A 19,141-nucleotide genomic window follows, 5' to 3' on the forward strand; every position below is an offset into this window, starting at 1 on the left:
TTCGTACTCACGGTGTCGGCGGTGCGGAGTAGGGTTCCGCTCAGAGGCCGTATTTCTCCAAGAGCCGCAGCCAGACTTCGCTGATCGTGGGGTAGGAGGGGACGGCGTGCCAGAGCCTGTCGAGCGGGACTTCGCCGACGACGGCGATCGTCGCCGCGTGCAGCAGCTCGGCGACGTCGGGGCCGGCGAATGTGGCGCCAAGCAGCACCATGCGGTCTTCGTCGACCACCAGCTGCGCCCAGCCCTCGTAGTTCTCGGCGTGCAGCGACGAGCCCGCCACAGAGATGGGCAGCTCCACCGAGGCGACGTTGTAGCCGTCCCTCGCTGCCTGCTCGACCGAGCGGCCAACCGTTGCCAGCTCCGGATCGGTGAACACCACGTTGGGAATCGCGTGTTCATCGGCGGTTTGCGCGAAGCGGCTCCAGGGTTCCGGCGTACCCTCCAGCTCACCTTTCGCCCGGGCGGCGATGGCCGAGCCCGTGGCCCGGGCCTCGTACTTGCCCTGGTGGGTGAGCAGGGCCTTGCCGGCTGCGTCCCCTACCGCATACAGCCATGGGCCGTCCTCGCTTCCGGAGGCGGCGTTGACCACGCCGGTCGAGTCGGTGGTGAGTGTCAGACGCTTACCGTCGGAGGCGCCCAGCCCGACGCGCTCCAACCCGAGCCCTTCCAGGGCGGGGTGCCGTCCCGTGGATACCAGCAGCTTGTCCACCGAAAGGGTGTCGCCGCCGTCGAGCGTCACGGTGAGGGAGCCGTCGTCGTTTTCGCGGACGCTTCGCGTCCCGGTGTTGAGGCGGAGCTCCACGCCGTCAGCCCGGAGGCCCGCCGCGACCAGCTTCGCGGCTTCCGCCGGGAAATTGCCCAGGAGGCCGCTGCGGGCCACGAGTGTGACATCCGACCCCAGGCGTGAAAACGCCTGGGCCAGCTCCGTGCCGGCGACGCCGCCGCCCAGGACAGCAAGACGCTCCGGCACCTCCTTGGCGGACGTTGCTTCGCGGGTTCCCCAGTACGGAATCCCGGCAAGGCCCTCGATGGGCGGCGTGTTCGGGGTTGATCCGTTGGCCAGCACGACGGCGTGACGCGCCGTGAGCGCATAGGAGTTGCCGTCGAGGCCGGCTACTTCCACCGCCCGCGGGGCGGTGAGCCTGCCCTGGCCGCGGATCAGTTCGATGCCGGCACCGTCCACCCATTTCACTTGGCTGTCATCCTGCCAGTGTGAGGTGAAGGAATCACGCCGCTTGAGGACGGCGGCAGCGTCAAGGGTGCGGGTGACTGCCTCGCTGGCGCCGGGGACTGTCTGCGCGCCGTGCAGCGCGGTGCCCGGCCGAAGCAGGGCCTTTGACGGCATGCAGGCCCAGTAGGAACACTCACCGCCCACGAGCTCCGCTTCCACGAGCACCGCGGTAAGACCGCCCTGCACTACCCGGTCCGCGACGTTTTCGCCCGCAGCGCCCGCGCCGATCACAATGACATCGAATTCCCGTTCAACAACATGTGGCGTCATGGCACCAGCCTACGCCCCGCCCGGCGCGGAATTTAGGGCCGGATGGGGCGCCCCTGGATCCATTGCGGGCAGGCAGTTGGAGCAGATCATTGCCTGGCACCGCACTCCAATTCGTGGGGGACGGGCGCTCCGTAACATGGCGCCGTGCCGTCCGGAGGACATGGGACATCCGCTACGGTGTGAAAAGTACCCGTTGCAAAGGAGCTCCAATGTCGCCCGCCAACATGGTTCCGCCGGCGCGGTTCAGTGCACAGGCCCGCCTTCGCGCCCTGCAGTCGGACATCATGGAGCTCATCCTGGACCGTGACCTCGAGGCCGGGGATGCCCTGCCCACCGAGAACGAGCTGTGCGTTGCCCTTGGAGTAGGCCGGAACACCCTGAGGGAATCGCTCAAGGTGCTGCAGGCCCTGGGTGTCATTGAAATCCGCCATGGCTTCGGCATGTTCGTGGCGCCCAGCAATTTTGAAGCGCTTGCGGACGGACTGATTTTCCGCGGGAGGCTGTCGCTGCGGCACCACGGGCTTGAGGCGCTGCAGCTCGTGGATGTGCGCCAGGCCCTGGAATCAGGGCTTATCGGGAGTTCGATGGACGTCATGACGGCGGAGCAGCTCGCGGCGATCGAGGCCTCAGTGGTCCGGATGGAGGAACTCGCAGAGTCAGGGGAGACGTTCGTGGAGGCCGATTCAGATTTCCACAGCCGGCTGTTCGAGCCGCTGAACAATGAGCTGCTGCTCAACCTGCTGGGCGTCTTCTGGAAGGTATATCGCAAGATCCACACCGAGATCGGGCCGGGCACCGAGGATCTGGCCGCAGTGGCCGCACTCCACCGCAATATCTATACGGCCGTCGCCGCGGGCGACAAAGCCCGGGCGTCCGAGCACCTGGCGCACCACTTCGATGGCATTCGCCGCCGGATTTCGGATGCGGTAGCCGAGTAGGCGCCGGACAGCCGCCGCCCCAAACAGGGCGCCTGCCACTTAACGCAAAGAATCCCCGGAATCTATAATGATTCCGGGGATTCTCTCGTGGTGCGCCCAAAGGGATTCGAACCCCTGACCTTCTGTTCCGTAGACAGACGCTCTATCCAGCTGAGCTATGGGCGCATCTTGTGGTCCCTGGCAAACTTTCCGCTCGCCCCGAACCTCGAATTACTTTACGCGAGGACTCCCGTAGTTACAAATCGAAAGCCGTGTAATATACGTAACTAGACCGGTCTATGTGACCTTCGTCACGAATTTAGGAAAATCTCAATCCGTCACCCTTGATTTTCCGCGGTTTTCGTCCCGGCGGCACTGGACATCCCATGTCTGACCACGAAATGGACTAGACGATCGCAAATAGCATTTAGCTCACACCACCGAACCCGACGAAGGGAACCGAAATGGGCCACCTGGCGCGACTGCCGCTGCTTGAGAAAGCACCCACCACACATGCCGGCCTGCTGGCATGGGTCGAAGAGGTCGCTGGGCTGACCCAGCCGGACCGGATTCACTGGGTCGACGGCTCCGAGGAAGAAAACACCCGCCTCACCGACGAACTCGTCGCCGCGGGCACGCTGAAGCGACTCAACCAGGAGCTGTTCCCCAACTCCTTCGCGGCGTTTTCGGACCCGGCCGATGTTGCCCGCGTGGAAGAGCAGACATTCATCTGCTCTGAAAAAGAGCACGACGCCGGCTTCACCAACAACTGGATGGCTCCTGCGGAGATGAAGGAGAAGCTCCGCGGTCTCTTCTCCGGCTCGATGCGCGGCCGCACTATGTACGTCATCCCCTTCGTCATGGGCCACCTCGATGCCGAAGATCCCAAGTTCGGCGTGGAGATCACGGACAGCGCCTACGTTGTTGCCTCCATGCGGATCATGGCCCGTATCGGCACAGACGTGCTGAACCGGATCACCGAGACGAACGCGTTCTTCGTCCCAGCCCTCCACTCCCTCGGCGCACCGCTGGAGCCCGGCCAGGCGGACGTTTCCTGGCCGTGCAACCCGGACAAATGGATCGTCCACTTCCCCGAGGAGCGTTCGATCTGGTCCTTCGGCTCCGGCTACGGCGGCAACGCCCTGCTGGGCAAGAAGTGCTACGCCCTCCGCATCGCCTCCGTCATGGCGCACGATGAGGGCTGGCTCGCCGAGCACATGCTCATCCTCAAGCTGACCTCCCCGGAGCAGAAGACGTACTACGTCTCCGCTGCCTTCCCGTCCGCCTGCGGCAAGACAAACCTTGCCCTGCTGGACCCCACCATTGAAGGCTGGAAGGTGGAGACCCTCGGGGACGACATCACCTGGATGCGCTTCGGCAAGGAAGGCGAGCTCCGCGCCGTCAACCCTGAGGCGGGCCTGTTTGGCGTGGCTCCGGGCACCGGCTGGGGCACCAACCCCAACGCCATGCGTGCCATCGCCAAGGGCAACAGCATCTTTACAAACGTCGCCCTCACCGACGACGGCGGTGTGTGGTGGGAGGGCATGACGGAAGAGGTTCCGGCCCATCTCACTGACTGGCAGGGCAACTCCTGGACGTCGGACTCCGACAAGCCGGCAGCCCACCCGAACTCCCGCTTCTGCACGCCGATCGACCAGATCGACATGCTGGCCGAGGAGTACCACAGCCCCAACGGTGTGGAGCTTTCCGCCATCCTCTTCGGCGGACGGCGCAAGACCACCATCCCGCTGGTCACGGAGGCCCGTGACTGGTCCAACGGAATTTTCATGGGCGCCACGCTTTCCTCAGAAACCACGGCTGCAGCCGCCGGCGCCGTCGGCGTCGTGCGCCGCGACCCCATGGCCATGCTTCCGTTTATCGGTTACGACGCCGGTGACTACCTGAACCACTGGGTCAACCTGTCCGCCAAGGCCAATCCGGAACGTCTGCCCAAGATCTTCCTGGTCAACTGGTTCCGCCGCACTGCAGAGGGCGGCTTCGCCTGGCCGGGCTTCGGGGACAACGCGCGCGTTCTCAAGTGGGCCATCGAACGACTCGAAGGCAAGGCCAATGCAGTGGAGACGCCTATCGGATTCGTTCCGACGGGCGATTCCATCGACCTGACCGGCCTGGACATGACTCCGGCCCAGGTGGAAGAGGCTGTGCGCGTCGACCCCGCCGAGTGGAAGACCGAGCTTGCTTCCATCGAGGAGTGGTTCGCGAACTTCGGCAGCTCGCTGCCGGACGCTCTCCAGCAGGAACTTGACGGGCTGAAGGCCCGCCTGGCCTAGGTCCCCACCCCTTTAGTACGACGGCGGCCCCGCACCTTTGAGTCAAAGGTGCGGGGCCGCCGTCGTACTTTGCGCCGGAAACCCCGGCAGCCGCGCCGGGCCATTGTGCCGCGCATGCGGCGGGAGTAGCTTTTAGAGAACTAGTGGTTCTCTAACTTTAGGGACCGGGCCATGGACGATGCCCAGCACACCAAACGGATCCCGTCTGCCATCAGGGCGGCGCTGCCTGGCATCCTGCTGGTGATGTTCCTCGGAGCCCTGGACCAGACGGTCATGGCCTCGGCACTGCCCACCGTTGCCGGAGACCTGGGTGGTCTGGACCAGATGTCCGCCATCATCACCGGTTACCTTGTCGCCGCCACGGCTGCAATGCCCCTGACCGGCAAACTCGGCGATGCTTTTGGGCGCAAGCGCGTCCTCCAGGGCTCCCTGATCTTCTTCATTGTTGGCGCGGCGTTGTGCTCCTTCGCGCAGACCGTGCCGGAACTCATCGGCTACCGGGCGATTCAAGGCATCGGCGGCGGAGGGCTCATGATCGGGGCACAGGCGATCATTGGCGAACTTGTCAGTCCGCGCGACCGCGGCAGGTTTCTTGGCATCATCGGCGCCGCCTTCATTGTGGCCGCGGTGGCCGGTCCACTTGCCGGCGGGGCGGTGGTGGACCATTTCTCCTGGCGCTGGATCTTCTATTTCTACGTGCCGCTGGGCATGGCCGCCCTTGCCGTGGTGACCCTCACGCTCCGGCTGCCGGACCCTCCGCGCGGGCGACACGTGGACTATGGCGGTGCGGCTTTGCTGTGCCTCGCAATCGTCTCGGTGATCTTGCTCTGCAGCGGCGGCAGCTATCCGGGGCCGGGCTGGGTGGCACCTGTCCTGGCGGCGGTGGCTGTTGCGGCCCTGGCCGGTTGGCTGCTCGCCGCGCGCCGCATGGCGGACCCGATCATTCCGTTGTCGCTGTTCCGCGACGCCGCCTTCGCGATCCCCACGGCAGTCAGCTTCCTGATCGGCTTCGCGATGTTCGCCACGCTGAGCTACCTTCCGGCGTTCCTGCAGGTGGGCATGGGCATGTCGGCCACCGCTTCCGGCGGCATGCTGATCGCCCTGATGGCCGGACTTCTGCTCACGACGGCGGCATCCGGCGCGCTGATCACCCGCACCGGACGCTACAAGCTGTACCCGGTGGCCGGGACGCTGCTAGCCGTTCCCGGAACCTGGCTGTTCAGCACCTTGGATTCGGGCAGCAGCCCCTGGCTGGTGATGGCCTCAATGGTTTTGCTCGGGCTGGGCATCGGGCTGGTCATGCAAGTCATGGTGCTGGTGGTGCAGAACTCCGTGGAGCGGCGTGACCTGGGCGCGGCCACGTCCACCGTGACCTTTCTTCGCCAGGTGGGCGCCTCTGTTGGTGTGGCAGTACTGGGTTCCCAGATCACTGTGCGCTTCGCCGCCGCCGTCCCCGCGCCGCTGGCAGCAGCACTGGGGGACAGCATCAAATCGTTGACGCCCAAGGCCCTTGAGCGTCTGCCTGCTGCGGAACGCAGTGCAGTGGGCGAGGCGTTCGGCCACGCACTTCCGCCGGTTTTCGGCTATGCCGCCATCGTGCTGGCCGCGGCATTCGTCCTGACGCTCTTCCTGCCCGAGCGGGAGCTGCGGACCACGGCACATGCCGACGCCGCGCCCACCGACGCCGCGCTCTCGAACCCCGCCAACCTGGACCCCGCCAACTCAGATACTGCCGACCCGGATCCTGCCCTGTCCGAAGCTGCAGACCCTGCCGACCGCAAACCACGAGGAGCCCCGGATGACTGAGAAGACCACCGCCCCGCTGGCCGATTTCAGCGCCGGGGACATGGCCGCCGCCGGGGGAAAGGGTGCTGCCCTGGGCGAGCTGGTGCGCCAGGGATTTCCGGTGCCGCCGGGCTTCATCGTCACCACCGGCGCGTACCTGTCCTTCCTGGCGGAGACAAGGGTGGGGGCCGCGCTGGAGGGCATCCTGCGCGTTGACCCCGGCGAGGGCCCGGACGTTGGCACGGCTGAGGGTGAAAGCCGCGGCGCCGCCATCCGTGCCCTGTTCGCCGGAACTGAATTGCCCCGGCACCTGAGGCAGGAAATCGGCGCCGCCTATGCGGAGCTGGGTGGCGGACCCGTGGCAGTTCGATCCAGTGCCACGGCGGAGGACTTGCCGGGAGCCGCGTTCGCCGGCCAGCAGGACACGTACTTGAACGTGCTGGGCGAGGACGCCGTGGTCCAGGCGGTCGCCGACTGCTGGGCGTCACTGTGGACGGACCGGGCCATTGCCTACCGCCAACGTCAGGGGATCGATCCGCAGGAACTGGCCATCGCCGTCGTCGTGCAGAGAATGGTGCCGGCCGATACGGCTGGAGTCATGTTCACCGCCAACCCCGTCACGGGTGAGCGGGCTGAAATCGTGGTGGACGCGAACCCCGGGCTGGGGGAAGCGGTGGTCACGGGCCGGGTGACGCCGGAACACTATGTCCTGGACCGCACGGGAAAGACGCTCAGCTTTGCGCCCGGCGGCCGGGAAGTGGTGATCAGCGCGGCCGAGGGCGGCGGCACACAGGAAAACCCCGGTGCGCCGGGCGTGAAGCCGGAGCTGGCCGCGGATCAGCTGACGGAGCTGGCCCGTCTGGGACAGAGGGCACAACAGCACTTCGGGCGGCCGCAGGACATTGAATGGGCGGCGGCTGGGGGAGTCCTGTATGTGCTGCAGTCGCGGCCCATGACGGCGCTGCCGCCCCAGCCGCAGACGCTCAACCCCTTCCAACGTCGGCTGGGGCCGTTTTTCATGGAGATGTTCCAGGAACGGCCCTATCCGCTGGACGTGTCCGGCTGGATGAGCCGGGGAATCCTGGCCATGCTGCATCGGATGGCCGGGAGCGTGGGGGTGGTCTTCCCAACCGTTGAACAGCTGCTCCCGGAGGAGGACGGCGTGGTGGTGCGGCTCGTCCCGCCGATTCCGCACCCGACCATCCGGACCCTTGCCGCGCCTGCGTCATTGGTGCGCCGCGCGAGGCAGTTCAATCCGGCCAACTGGACACAGGATCCACGGTTTTCCGCGTTTCTTGAGAACGTGGAGCAGCTGAACGGGAAGGATCCCGGCCTGTTGCGCTGGCGTGCGGTGGTCGCGCTCGTGGAAGAATCCTTCGCAACGATGCGGGGCATCACGGATCTGCGCGTCTCCTACTTGCCCGGAGTATTCGTACCGTTGCTAAAAATGCGCCTAATGCTCCTGCTGCTGGGCAAGGTGAAGCTGGCGGCTGCGCTGATCGCGGGGGCGGAAACCCGGACCAGCCAGGCGAACCGCGCCCTTGAACGGCTGGCTGCGATTGCCGCCGATGATCCCGGGCTGTCGCGCGCCTTTGCCGAATCGGACCCAAGCCGGCTGCTGGAGTTGGTGGAAAAGGAACCCGAACATGCTGCCTTCCGCGAGGCTTTCAAAGCGTTTCTGCTCGAATACGGCCACCGCGAAACCATCAGCGTTGTTCTAAGCAGTGCGCCCACGTGGTCCGATGCGCCGGAAGTGGTGCTGGGGCTGGTGAAAGCCATGTTCGGCGAGCGGCTCCAGACGGCCGACCAGACCGGGATGGCGCTGGACGAGTTGACGAAGCACCCTGCCCTCCGGTTCGGGCCGCTGTGCCGGAGTGTGCTGGCCTCCGTCGAGTCTGCACGGACCGGAATGGCGTTCCGCGAGGATAGCCACTTCTACGCCACAAAGGTCATTCCGCCGATGCGCCGCGCGTACCAGGAGCTCGGCCGCCGCCTGGTGCTTGCCGGCGTGGTCGACGAGGCCCACGACGTCTACCACCTGCGCTTCGAGGAGCTGGCGTCCATCACGGACACGGACGACGGCGGGGCGCTGCCGGCTTCCGTCCGGGAGCGTTTCCGTCCACTGGTGCTGGCGCGGGCGGCGAAGCGGCGCGAGCTGGAGGGGATCCCGTTGCTGGACAAGGATTTGCTCTTTGGCCGTAATCGCCGCATGGAAGGGGCCCTTGTCACCGGAACGCCAGCCAGCCGCGGCCAGGCGAGCGGACCCGTGCGGGTGATCCGTGGACCTGCCGGGTTCGGGCAGCTGCGCAGCGGCGAGATCCTGGTCTGCCCATATACAAACCCGTCCTGGACACCCCTGTTCCAGCGGGCCGCCGCGGTCGTGGTGGACACCGGAGGGATCGGCTCGCATGCGGCGATCGTGGCGAGGGAGTACGGAATTCCGGCTGTCATGGGCACTGGTTCAGGTACCAGCACCTTGGCCGACGGGCAGCGTGTACTCGTGGACGGAACCGGCGGAGTGGTCCTGCCGGCGCTCTCGGAGGACGGGGCCTGAGATGCCGGAGCTGCAGGACCACCGCAAGCTGCCGCGCCGCCGCGGAGCTGCCCTGAACAGCGCCATCTTCGAAGCGGTTCGGGCAGAGATTGCCGAATCCGGTTATGCCGCGCTGACCATGGACAGCGTGGCCGAGCGCGCCCGGGCCAGTAAGGCCTCGCTCTACAGGCGGTGGCCCGGACGTGCAGCTTTGGTACTAGAGGCAGCCTACGATGCGATGCCCAGCCCCGCGTCCGCCCCCGACACCGGAAGCCTGCGCGGAGATGCCCTGGCAGTCCTGCGGCACGTGGCGCAGCAACTGCAAGGAGTGGTGGGGCAGGCCATGCGCGGGCTGCTGGGCGAGGCGCTCCAGAACCCGGCAGTGGCCGCGGAAATCCACGACTACGCGCGGGGCAACGTCGTCAAGGTCATGCGCGCCATCATCGAGCAAGCCGTGGCCCGCGGCGAATGCGACCCCGCCCTGGCCACGGCTTGCAAAATCGAGGCGGGCCCCGCCTTGCTGCGGCAGAGATTCATCTTCTCGGCCGCCCCCATCGAGGACGATTACCTGGTGCAGGTGGTGGACGAGGTGATGCTGCCGTTGCTGGGGGTCAGCCCGCCAGGGGCACCGGAAGTCCGCTGAAGTCTGCGGCTAGCTGGCCAGCCAGATGTCCGGGCCGAAGACCTCGTAGTGAATCTTCGTGGCGGGGATGCCGGCGTTGATGGCCTCGTTGCGGATGTGCTTCATGAACGGAAGCGGACCGCAGAGGTACAGCGAGGCGTCGGCCGGGAGATCCACTTCGCGCAGGGACATGAATCCGGCTTTGGCTCCGGCCTCCGGCTGCTCGAGCCAGAGCTGGAGGTTGGCGCCCTCGAGGCGTTTGACGTCATCGGTCATCTGCCCCCGCAGTGCCCAGCTCTCCAGAGTGCTTTCGGCGTGCAACACCAGCACCTCCCGGTCGGAACCCGACTCTGCCAGGGACCGAAGGATGGACGCCGTGGGCGTGCAGCCGATGCCTGCCGAGGCCAGCACGACCGGTCCGTCGCCGTCCTTGAGCGTGATTTCGCCGTAGGGGTTGGAGATCTCCAGGATGTTGCCTACCTCCACGCTGTTGTGCAGGACGGGGGAGACCTCACCGCCGTCGTCCAGCTTGGAGGTGAAGGAGCGGCTGGTGCCGGCGTCGCCGGAGAGCGAGTACTGGCGGACCTGGCGCAGGCCGTCGGGGAGCTCGACCTTCACGCTGACATATTGGCCAGGAAGAGCCGGGGTGACCGGGGTGTCGTCCGCCGGTTCAAGGGTGAAGGTCATGGCGCCGGTTCCCGCAGGGGACTTGGCCGCTACCCGCCACGGGCTCCACATCTTGCCGTTGGCCTGGGCAGCGTAGAGGCCCTTTTCGAGCTTGATCAGAGCATCCGCCATGAGCCAGTAGACCTCGGTCCAGGCCTCGGCGATCTCGGGGGTGATGACTTCGGCGAGATCTTCGGCTATGGCCGCGAACAGGTGCTCGTAGACCACCTTGTACTGCGGTTCGGTGATGCCCAGCGAGGCGTGGCGGTGGGCGATGCGGGACAGCACGGTCTCCGGCAAGGTTCCGGGGTTGCTTACAAGATGGGTGGCGAAGGCCGCGATGCTTCCGGCTAGGGCCTGCTGCTGGTCGCCGGAGCGCTGGTTGGAACGGCTGAACAGGCCATCAAGGAGTTCGGGGTGTGCCGCAAAAAGCCGCGCGTAGAACTTCGGCGTAATTTCGCCGATCCGGGAGCCGACCAGCGGAAGCGTGGCCTCGATGACAGGGCGGGATTTGTCCGAGAGCATGTGTACTCCTGAGGTAGTGGCCCGGGGTCTTGGTCCGGACCGCGATAAAATATTCGTATTTGAAATACAAGTATTTATACCTAAGTTCTACACCCTGTAGAAATCAATGCCAAATCGGTCAGACGCCGGGGCGTAGGCCTATCATCTGGAACACGGGCGCCATCTGGCGCGTTCCGGGAAGATCGGCCACCACAACGTCGTCGAGCTCCCGATAAAACGCCTCGCGGGCACGGGCCAAGGCGGCCCGAAGCCGGCACTCGTTGATCAGCGGGCAGTTGCCGCCCGGCCCGATGCAGTCGGCAGGATCTTCGCGGGTATCGAGCTGCCTGAGAACCTGTCCCACGGAGACGCGGCGGCCGGCTGCACTGAGCCTCGACCCGCCGTTGCGGCCGCGTTCAACGTCGATCAGGCCCAGAACCCGCAGCCTGGCCATGGCCTTGCTGACATGGTTGTACGGCGTGCCGACCGCGTCTGCCACGCTCTGGGTCGTGAGAAGGTCGCCGTCCGGCGTAGCCGCGAGCACCATGAGGGCGCGCAGGCTCACATCCGTGAAGGCGTTGATTTTCATGAGTCCAGCCTAGGGACACTGTGCAAATGACGGCTGCTCATACCCGGTCTAGTCCACCCAGATGGCGGGTTCATTCGTGTCCGCCGCGAGTTCGCCAAACTCCCACTCACGCGTGGCCGGGCTTGCCGCATACGGCAGGACGGCCGCAAACACAGCCCCATCGCGGTGTTCTGTTGCCACATGGATGGCGTCAGAGTCTTCCTCGAGCAGAGTGATGTCGCAGACGATAGCGGCAGCCCGGAAGTCGTCGCGGTTCTGGCGCAGCAGCGCAGTGATGTCGCTGATCATCGCGTCGGCATTGAACTCGTCTCCGGAGCCGGATTCGGCATCCGCCGGAGAGACCGCCACGAGGCGGACCTCGCCGTCGTTCTCCACCACGAGCGCGAAGGGCATGAAGCCGCCGTTGCGCTCAAGTTGCTCCTGCGCGGCTCCCATGCCGGTGCCCAGCAGGTTTTCCAGGTCCGTGGCGGTGGCCTCGGGAACGGACGTCCGCCACGACGGTGCCGGCTGAGATGATTGGGGCTCTGCCACTTCCTCCATCCTAGCTCCGGACAAGGGCCAGTACGCGGTCTCGGACGCGCTCCATGGTGGCCTGGTCTGTGGCTTCGGCGTTCAGGCGCAGGTACGGCTCAGTGTTGGAAGGGCGAAGGTTGAACCAGTAGCTGCCGTCAGCGGCCGTGAACGTGCTGCCGTCGAGATTGTCGACGGTGACGTCTTCGCCGGAGAAATCAACGCGGACGCGCTCCACCGCGCCGGCCTTGTCCTCGATCTCCGAGTTGATCTCGCCAGAGGAAACGTAAGGCTCGTATTCACGGCCGAGCTCGGAAAGCGGGCCGTTCTGCTCACCCAGGGCAGCCAGGACGTGCATGGCCGCAAGCATCCCCGTATCTGCATTCCAGAAGTCGCGGAAGTAGAAGTGTGCGGAGTGCTCGCCGCCGAAGACCGCGCCTTCCTTCGCCATGACGGCCTTGATGAAGGAGTGGCCTACGCGGGTACGGACCGCGCGTCCACCGTCCTGGGACACGAGCTCGGGCACTGCCCGGGACGTCAGCAGGTTGTGGATGATGGCGGGCGTTTCCTCACCCTGCGCTTTGGCGCGCGCGATCTCGCGGCGGGCCACCATGCCGGTGATGGCCGACGGCGACACGGCGTCGCCGTTTTCGTCGATGACGAAGCAGCGGTCGGCGTCGCCGTCGAAAGCCAGTCCGATGTCTGCCCCGTGTTCGACGACGGCGGCCTGAAGATCGCGCAGGTTTTCCGGCTCCAGCGGGTTGGCCGGGTGGTTCGGGAAGGAACCGTCCAGCTCGAAGTACAGCGGAATGATGTCAAAGGGCAGTTTCGGCAGCAGGGCGTCGCCGAGGACGGCGGGAGTGGTGAGTCCGGCCATGCCGTTGCCCGCATCGACCACTACCTTCAGCGGGCGGGAGCCGGAGAGGTCCACGAGTTTGCGCAGGTATTCGGAATAGCCCTTGAGGACATCCTGGACGCCGATCTGACCGCGGGTTGCGGCTGCAGGGACGGAGCCTTCGTTGAGGTACTGCTCCGCGAGGGCCTGGATCTCTTTGAGACCTGTTTCGGAGGAGATGGGCACGGCGCCGGCCTTGGCCATCTTGATGCCGTTGTATGCGGCGGGGTTGTGGCTGGCGGTGAATGTGGCGCCGGCGGCGTTGAGGGCACCGCACGCGTAGTAGAGCTCGTCCGTGGAGATCAGGTCCAGCAGCTGGACGTTGGCTCCGCGGGTGGCGGCGCCGTTGGCGAAAGCCTTGCTGAATTCGGGGGAGGAGGGGCGCATGTCACCTCCGACCAGGACCGTCTGGCCTTCGAGTTCCAGCACGTCGACGAAGGCTGCGCCCACGGCTTCGACGATTTCGGCGGTGATGGATTCGCCCACGATGCCGCGGACGTCATACGCCTTGAACGAGGCTGAAAGATCAAAAGTATTGGTCTGGTTGCTAGTCACGGGATTTATCTTACTTTGAAGCGGGCAGCGGCCAGTGGAGGGGAAGTCACGGAGGTGGCGGCGGGTTGCCGCCCGCATGAGTGCGTGCCGTTGTCCACATGGCAGGGGCCGGGCTTTGGAGTGTCAGAGGCGGCTGGGATACTGAATCAATGGCCAATAACCAGCACGCTGCAGTTCTACCGTCCGCCTCAAGCACTCCTTCCGGCACTACCACGGAAGTTTCCGGAACCCGCGGCCAGGCCTTGGAGGTCCTGCGGGAGCTGGTCGGCCACCCCGGCGCCGACTTTCACGACGGCCAGTTTGAGGCGATCGAAGCCCTGGTCGACGGCGGCCGGCGGGCGCTGGTGGTGCAGAGGACGGGCTGGGGAAAATCGGCGGTTTACTTCGTGGCCTCATTGCTGCTCAGGCGGCGCGGGGCAGGGCCCACTCTCATCGTTTCGCCACTTCTGGCGCTGATGAGGGACCAGGTGGCTGCCGCCGCCCGTGCCGGTGTCCGTGCCGTGGCCATCAATTCCGCCAACCAGCTGGAGTGGGACACTGTGCGCGAGCAGCTCGCGGCGGACCAAGTGGACGTCCTGCTGGTTTCGCCTGAGCGGCTCACCAATCCCTCGTTCCGTGAAAACCAGCTGCCCGAGCTGATCCGCCGCACCGGACTCCTGGTCATCGACGAAGCCCACTGCATTTCCGACTGGGGACACGATTTCCGCCCGGACTACCGGCGGATCGCTGACCTCATCACGCAACTGCCGGACACGGTTCCGGTCCTGGCCACGACCGCCACGGCCAACTCCCGCGTGGTCCACGACATCGAAGAGCAGCTGGGCGACGCAGTGCTCACCATCCGCGGCGCCCTGGGAAGGGAGTCGCTGCGGCTCGGCGTGCTCACGCTGCCCGACTCCCGTGAACGGCTCGGCTGGCTGCTGACGCACCTGGCGGATCTGCCGGGCAGCGGAATCATCTACACCCTGACGGTGTCGGCGGCCGAGGACACGGCCCGTCTTCTGGCTGAGGCGGGCCACGAGGTGCTGGCATACACGGGCCGCACCGACCCCGCGGACCGCGAACGGGCTGAACAGCTGCTCAAGGACAATGAAGTCAAGGCGCTCGTGGCCACCTCCGCGCTGGGCATGGGCTTCGACAAGCCGGACCTCGGCTTTGTGGTGCACCTCGGTGCGCCGTCCTCACCGGTGGCGTACTACCAGCAGGTGGGCCGTGCCGGCCGCGGGGCCGCCAACGCCGACGTCCTGCTGCTCCCCGGGGCGGAGGACCGGGACATCTGGCAGTACTTTGCCACGGCCTCCATGCCTTCGGAGGAGAAGGCCGCCGCCGTGCTCACAGCGCTTGCCGAGGCAGGGACGGCGGTGTCCACGGTGGCATTGGAGGCGCGCGTGGACCTGCGGCGGACCCCCCTGGAACTGTTGCTCAAGGTCCTGGCCGTCGACGGCGCAGTGGAGCGTGTGGGCGGCGGCTGGCGGTCAACCGGACTGACCTGGACCTATGACGCCGAACGCTACCGCCGCATCGCGGAAGCCCGGGTGGACGAGCAGGATTCCATGGTCATATACCAGGACACGGCCGGGTGCCGGATGGAATACATCACTTCGGTGCTGGATGATGAGACCGCCCACGCCTGCGGCCGGTGCGACAATTGCGCCGGCCAATGGTTCCGGGCAGACATCGCAGCCTCGGCCACGGCGGCGGCCGGGCAGACGCTGAGCCGTGCAGGCATGGTGCTGGAGCCGCGGCTGCAATGGCCCAGCGGAATGGACCGGCTGGGCGTGCCGGTCAAAGGAAAGATCAAGCCGGACGAAAGTCTGGCCAACGGCCGCGTGCTTGCCCGTCTGACGGACCTGGGCTGGGGCGGGGCGCTGCGGGAACTCTTCGCCGCCGGTGCCCCGGACCGCACCGTGGATCCCGGCATGCTGCAGGCATGCGTCCAGGTGCTGCGCGAATGGGGCGCCGGCGACTCCCGCGTTCCGGGCTGGAGTGGCGCGGGGCGGCCGGCGGCCATCGTCAGCATGCCGTCGCGCGGCAAACCGGCCCTCGTGGAATCCCTGGCCCGGGGCATCTCCGACATCGGCCGCATCCCGTATCTGGGCCAGCTGGAGATGGCACACGGCGGGCCCACGGGCGGCCGCGGCGGCAACAGCGCCTACCGTCTCGCCGGAGTGTGGGACCGGCTGGTGGTGGGGCCAGAACTGGGAACTGCCGTGGCCGGTCTTGGCGGCCAAAGCGTGATGCTCATTGATGACCTTGTGGACAGCCGCTGGACCGTTACCGTTGCCGGCCGTGCCCTCAGGCGGGCCGGCGCCGGGGCGGTTCTGCCGCTGGCGCTGGCCCAGGCCGGCTGACCTCGGCCCCGGCATGCCGGTGCAGCATCAGGCTGTCGGCCGTGCTGAGGAGCATCAGCAGGGCAATGGACAGGAAGGCCCCGCGGTAGCCGGCCACGCCGCCGTCGCCCTGCCCCGCACCAAGCACGCCGCCTAATCCGGAGGCCAAAACCGGAGCGGCGTCGAAGACGCGGAGGAGGAGTGCGCCCACGGCGATGCCCGCTCCGGTGGCGAGCTGGACCAGCGTCGCAGATACGGCGTTGGCCGAGGTCAGCTGGCCCGGCACGATGTCTGCGTACTGGACGGAGGCGTAGGCGGAGAACCCGATCGACCGGAACGCCCCGCTGCAAACGAGGAGCACAAATATCAGGGGCTCCGGCGTTCCCGGATTGAGCAGGGCGCAGAGGGCGAAGGTCGAGGCCGACGCGAGGGAGGCAAAGACGAGGACGGACTTGAACCCGAAGCGTCTGATCAGCGGTGTGGTGGCGGGTTTGATGCCGATGTTCCCGATGAACACCGCCGCCACCATGATGCCCGCGTGCAGGGGGCTCCAACCGAATCCTTCTTGGAACATCAGCGGAAGGAGGAAGGGCACGGCGCTGATGGTCAGCCGGTAGATGAAGCCGCCGGTGTTAGTTGCCCGGAACGTCCGCGTCGAAAATACGGTCAGGTCGAACAGCGGATTGGCAGCCCGGCGCATCCACAGCGCCGCCGCTGCCAGGGCAACAGCTCCGGCTCCTACACTCAGCAGCGTCCATTGCCCCTCTGGATGGGCGCTGGCGAGCTCCAGGCCAACCACCAGCGCCCCCACTCCGGCTGTGGTGAGGACCAGTCCCAGCCAGTCGAGCCTCCGTGCCCGGTCGCCGGTCACGGGTGGCACGAGGCGGAGGGCGGCCAGGAAAGCCGCGGCGCCCAGGGGGAGGTTGACCAGGAAAATCCAGTGCCAGGACAGGTAAGTCGTCAGCGCGCCGCCCACCAGCGGCGCCAGCACAGGGGCCAGAAGCCCGGGCCACACGAGGTAGGCCGTGGCACGCAGCAGCTCGGCCTTGGGCGTGCCGCGGAGCACCACGAGAGTGCCCACCGGAACCATCATGGCCCCGCCGGCCCCTTGCAGAATGCGGCTGAGGGTCAGCATGGTCAGGTCCTGGCTCACGGCACAGAGCAGGGAAGCCACGGTGAAGAGAGCAATGGCCAGGCAGAAGATGCGGCGTGCTCCGAGCCGTTCCGCGAGCCAGCCGCTGAGCGGTATCCCCATGGCCACCGTCATCAGGTAGGCGGTCATGGTGATGTTCACGCCCGCGGCCGCCACATTGAAGTCGTCGGCGATGCTGGGGATTGCCGTGGTCAGCACCGTCCCGTCCAGGAACTCCATGAAGAAGGTGGCCGCCACGAGCAGCGCCAGCCGCGGGTTCCACGGATGGGCCGCCGTTGCCTGACCGCCAGCCGGGGCGCCGCCCAGGGCATTCTCTTTCGGCGCCCCGCCTTCCGGCATATCGCGTCCCGGGCCGTTGACCTCGCCGCTCATGAGTCCCGGGCCAGTGCTGAGTTTCGGGCCAGTTCCAGGACAGCCATGGCGGCGTTGTGCCCGCCGATGGCACTGACGGCCCCGCCGCGGCGCGCACCGGAGCCGCACAGCAGTATGCGTTCGTCGCTGGTGGCCACGCCCCAGCGGCGGGCCGGACTGTCCAGCGGCGTACCGTCCTCGACGAACGGCCAGTCGAGGCCTCCGTGGAAGATGTTGCCGCGCGGCATGCCCACGGCCCGCTGGATGTCCAGAGTGGTCTTGGTTTCGATGCAGCCAGTGCCGTCCGGTGCGGTCATGACAAGGGGTTCAATGGGTTCGCCGAGCACCGAGTTCAGGGACCTGAGTACGGCCGCCTGCAGTTGCGCGCGCCGGGCCCCGTTGTTCTCCCGGGTGATGAGGCGGTCAGGGACGTGGAGGCCGAAAACCGTGAGGGTCTGCGCCCCGGCGGCCTGCAGCTCCGGTGACAGGATGCTGGGGTCCGTCAGCGTGTGGCAGTAGATCTCGCAGGGCAGCGGTTCGGGGATGGCGCCGGACTCCGCTGTCCGGTACGCCTGGTCCAGCTGGTCCCACGTCTCGTTGATATGGAAGGTTCCGCCGAAGGCGGCCTCCGGGGTGACCCCTTCGTCCAGGAGGCGGGGCAGCCTCCTCAGCAGCAGGTTCACTTTGACCTGGGAGCCTTCGCGGGCGTGGTTCGGGTTCGAAACTCCGGTGCCGGAACCCGCGGGTGGTGTCCGCAGCCGGCCCAGCACGGCCGGGGCAACATTGGCCAGCACCCAGCGGGCCGTCGCCGCACGGTCTTCGCCGGCGCGGCGGTAGCTCACGCCTCCGCCGGGGTCGATGGCCGTCACTTCCGCGCCGGTGAGCACGGTGGCCCCTGCCTCGCGGGCGGCACGTTCCAGCTCCGCGGACACCGAGCCCATGCCCCCGATCGGAACATCCCAGTCGCCAGTGCCCCCGCCGATCAAGTGGTACAGGAAGCAAATGTTCTGCTGCAGGTCTTTCCCGCCGGCCTCCGCGAACGTGCCGATCAGGGCATCGGTCAACACGACGCCGCGCACCAGGCCGTGCTGCAGCTGGCCGGCGATGGCCTCGCCGATGGGCCGCTCCATCACGGCATCCCAGGCCTCCGAGGCCCCGGCAGCCGTCGCGACCCGGCGCGCCTCGGACCTCGTCCGCAGCGGGGACATCAGGGTGGGCCACAGCGCTTCGGTGAGCTTGCGGCAGCTGGCGTAGAACCTGGTGAAGGCTTCGGCTTCACCGTCGGGGGCGCCGATGGCTGCGAACGACGCTGCAGTGGACGCGGCGTCGCCGCTGTCGATCAGGAGGCCCCGGCCCGGGTGCGACGGGTCCGGCGTGTACGACGAATAACGACGGCGGGCCAGCCGGACCCGAAGTCCAAGGTCGTCGATGATCCGCTGCGGCAGGAGGCTGACCAGGTATGAGTAGCGCGAGAGGCGCGCGTGGACGCCGTCGAAGGCTTGGGCCGAGACGGCGGCGCCGCCAGCGCGGTCGAGTTTTTCCAGCACGAGCACGCGGAGCCCGGCCTTGGCCAGGTAGGCGGCTGCCGCCAGTCCGTTGTGTCCGCCGCCCACGACGATGGAGTCATATGCCTCGTTGCCAGTCATGCGATTATCCTGCCACCGGAGCGAGGAGCACCGCGCCACGCGTCCGCGACCCGGACGGAACAACGGCCATGCGAAACCCCGCCCATGCAAAACAACGGCCACGCACAACCCCGGGAACGCAAAAGACCCCGGTCCAGGGACCGGGGCCAAACGCGGAGACGGGGGGATTTGAACCCCCGGTGGAGTTGTGCCCCACACTTCATTAGCAGTGAAGCCCATTCGGCCGCTCTGGCACGTCTCCAATTGCTATTCCTAGCCCACCAAGGATACGCAGAACGGGCCACCCAGTGCAA

General features: G+C 66.8%; 13 protein-coding genes and 2 tRNA genes. 6 read left to right on the forward strand and 9 right to left on the reverse strand.

The features are described from left to right. Nucleotides 1–40: 40 nt before the first annotated feature. Nucleotides 41–1,501: a dihydrolipoyl dehydrogenase family protein gene (locus tag AC1DDG_RS05015; protein WP_476875160.1), complete on the reverse strand. Its 1,461-nt coding sequence runs from the start codon at nucleotides 1,499–1,501 to the stop codon at nucleotides 41–43. A gap of 209 nt (nucleotides 1,502–1,710) precedes the next feature. Between AC1DDG_RS05015 and AC1DDG_RS05020 the strand changes: the two genes are divergently transcribed. After that, nucleotides 1,711–2,439 carry a FadR/GntR family transcriptional regulator gene (locus tag AC1DDG_RS05020; RefSeq protein WP_476875161.1) on the forward strand — a complete coding sequence of 243 codons (729 nt, stop codon included), beginning with the start codon at nucleotides 1,711–1,713 and terminating at the stop codon, nucleotides 2,437–2,439. Between the two features lie 88 nt (nucleotides 2,440–2,527). Here the strand turns inward: AC1DDG_RS05020 and AC1DDG_RS05025 are convergent. Continuing rightward, nucleotides 2,528–2,604: transfer RNA gene (locus tag AC1DDG_RS05025), tRNA-Arg, on the reverse strand. Between the two features lie 278 nt (nucleotides 2,605–2,882). On the opposite strand from AC1DDG_RS05025, the gene AC1DDG_RS05030 reads away from it, so the two are divergent. The 4 genes from AC1DDG_RS05030 (at nucleotide 2,883) to AC1DDG_RS05045 (ending at nucleotide 9,670) form a co-directional block, all read left to right on the forward strand. Next, nucleotides 2,883–4,709, forward strand: coding sequence for a phosphoenolpyruvate carboxykinase (GTP) (locus tag AC1DDG_RS05030; RefSeq protein ID WP_476875162.1), 1,827 nt, complete (start codon nucleotides 2,883–2,885; stop codon nucleotides 4,707–4,709). 171 nt (nucleotides 4,710–4,880) lie between these two features. Then, on the forward strand, nucleotides 4,881–6,515 hold the full coding sequence (locus tag AC1DDG_RS05035) for an MDR family MFS transporter (protein ID WP_476875163.1): 1,635 nt from the start codon (nucleotides 4,881–4,883) through the stop codon (nucleotides 6,513–6,515). Further along, nucleotides 6,508–9,048 (forward strand): PEP/pyruvate-binding domain-containing protein, encoded by a 2,541-nt coding sequence (locus AC1DDG_RS05040; protein ID WP_476875164.1) that lies wholly within the window; start codon nucleotides 6,508–6,510, stop codon nucleotides 9,046–9,048. Before AC1DDG_RS05035 ends, AC1DDG_RS05040 begins: the two co-directional genes overlap by 8 nt. A 1-nt stretch (nucleotide 9,049) precedes the next feature. Further along, nucleotides 9,050–9,670 carry a TetR/AcrR family transcriptional regulator gene (locus AC1DDG_RS05045; RefSeq protein ID WP_476875165.1) on the forward strand — a complete coding sequence of 207 codons (621 nt, stop codon included), beginning with the start codon at nucleotides 9,050–9,052 and terminating at the stop codon, nucleotides 9,668–9,670. Nucleotides 9,671–9,679: 9 nt separating this feature from the next. Here the strand turns inward: AC1DDG_RS05045 and AC1DDG_RS05050 are convergent, their stop codons facing one another. The 4 genes from AC1DDG_RS05050 to AC1DDG_RS05065 form a co-directional block, all read right to left on the reverse strand. After that, the gene (locus AC1DDG_RS05050; protein ID WP_476875166.1) at nucleotides 9,680–10,840 is read right to left on the reverse strand and encodes a globin domain-containing protein; all 1,161 of its coding nucleotides are present in this window, start codon (nucleotides 10,838–10,840) and stop codon (nucleotides 9,680–9,682) included. Nucleotides 10,841–10,958: 118 nt separating this feature from the next. Continuing rightward, the gene (locus AC1DDG_RS05055) at nucleotides 10,959–11,408 is read right to left on the reverse strand and encodes an RrF2 family transcriptional regulator (protein WP_476875167.1); all 450 of its coding nucleotides are present in this window, start codon (nucleotides 11,406–11,408) and stop codon (nucleotides 10,959–10,961) included. 48 nt (nucleotides 11,409–11,456) lie between these two features. Next, a complete protein-coding gene (locus AC1DDG_RS05060) occupies nucleotides 11,457–11,939 on the reverse strand; it encodes a hypothetical protein (RefSeq protein WP_476875168.1) in 483 nt (160 codons plus the stop codon). A gap of 10 nt (nucleotides 11,940–11,949) precedes the next feature. After that, a complete protein-coding gene (locus tag AC1DDG_RS05065; protein WP_476875169.1) occupies nucleotides 11,950–13,368 on the reverse strand; it encodes a phosphomannomutase/phosphoglucomutase in 1,419 nt (472 codons plus the stop codon). A 149-nt stretch (nucleotides 13,369–13,517) separates the two neighbouring features. Between AC1DDG_RS05065 and AC1DDG_RS05070 the strand changes: the two genes are divergently transcribed. Beyond that, nucleotides 13,518–15,719 carry a RecQ family ATP-dependent DNA helicase gene (locus AC1DDG_RS05070; RefSeq protein ID WP_476875170.1) on the forward strand — a complete coding sequence of 734 codons (2,202 nt, stop codon included), beginning with the start codon at nucleotides 13,518–13,520 and terminating at the stop codon, nucleotides 15,717–15,719. Here AC1DDG_RS05070 and AC1DDG_RS05075 read toward each other — a convergent pair. The 3 genes from AC1DDG_RS05075 to AC1DDG_RS05085 form a co-directional block, all read right to left on the reverse strand. Beyond that, nucleotides 15,664–17,223: an MFS transporter gene (locus AC1DDG_RS05075; RefSeq protein WP_476875171.1), complete on the reverse strand. Its 1,560-nt coding sequence runs from the start codon at nucleotides 17,221–17,223 to the stop codon at nucleotides 15,664–15,666. The two genes, AC1DDG_RS05070 and AC1DDG_RS05075, sit on opposite strands and share 56 nt — an antisense overlap. Then, a complete protein-coding gene (locus tag AC1DDG_RS05080; protein WP_476875172.1) occupies nucleotides 17,220–18,848 on the reverse strand; it encodes a phytoene desaturase family protein in 1,629 nt (542 codons plus the stop codon). Before AC1DDG_RS05080 ends, AC1DDG_RS05075 begins: the two co-directional genes overlap by 4 nt. Before the next feature lie 153 nt (nucleotides 18,849–19,001). After that, nucleotides 19,002–19,089 (reverse strand) — tRNA-Ser (locus AC1DDG_RS05085). Nucleotides 19,090–19,141: the final 52 nt, after the last annotated feature.

Source organism: Arthrobacter sp. 10L430 (assembly GCF_056395245.1).

Bases quoted from the DNA above. Each gene is read 5' to 3' on its own strand.
- AC1DDG_RS05015 (WP_476875160.1), bottom strand. From the start codon at position 1,501: ATGACGCCACATGTTGTTGAACGGGAATTCGATGTCATTGTGATCGGC.
- AC1DDG_RS05020 (WP_476875161.1), top strand. From the start codon at position 1,711: ATGTCGCCCGCCAACATGGTTCCGCCGGCGCGGTTCAGTGCACAGGCC.
- AC1DDG_RS05030 (WP_476875162.1), top strand. From the start codon at position 2,883: ATGGGCCACCTGGCGCGACTGCCGCTGCTTGAGAAAGCACCCACCACA.
- AC1DDG_RS05035 (WP_476875163.1), top strand. From the start codon at position 4,881: ATGGACGATGCCCAGCACACCAAACGGATCCCGTCTGCCATCAGGGCG.
- AC1DDG_RS05040 (WP_476875164.1), top strand. From the start codon at position 6,508: ATGACTGAGAAGACCACCGCCCCGCTGGCCGATTTCAGCGCCGGGGAC.
- AC1DDG_RS05045 (WP_476875165.1), top strand. From the start codon at position 9,050: ATGCCGGAGCTGCAGGACCACCGCAAGCTGCCGCGCCGCCGCGGAGCT.
- AC1DDG_RS05050 (WP_476875166.1), bottom strand. From the start codon at position 10,840: ATGCTCTCGGACAAATCCCGCCCTGTCATCGAGGCCACGCTTCCGCTG.
- AC1DDG_RS05055 (WP_476875167.1), bottom strand. From the start codon at position 11,408: ATGAAAATCAACGCCTTCACGGATGTGAGCCTGCGCGCCCTCATGGTG.
- AC1DDG_RS05070 (WP_476875170.1), top strand. From the start codon at position 13,518: ATGGCCAATAACCAGCACGCTGCAGTTCTACCGTCCGCCTCAAGCACT.
- AC1DDG_RS05075 (WP_476875171.1), bottom strand. From the start codon at position 17,223: ATGAGCGGCGAGGTCAACGGCCCGGGACGCGATATGCCGGAAGGCGGG.
- AC1DDG_RS05080 (WP_476875172.1), bottom strand. From the start codon at position 18,848: ATGACTGGCAACGAGGCATATGACTCCATCGTCGTGGGCGGCGGACAC.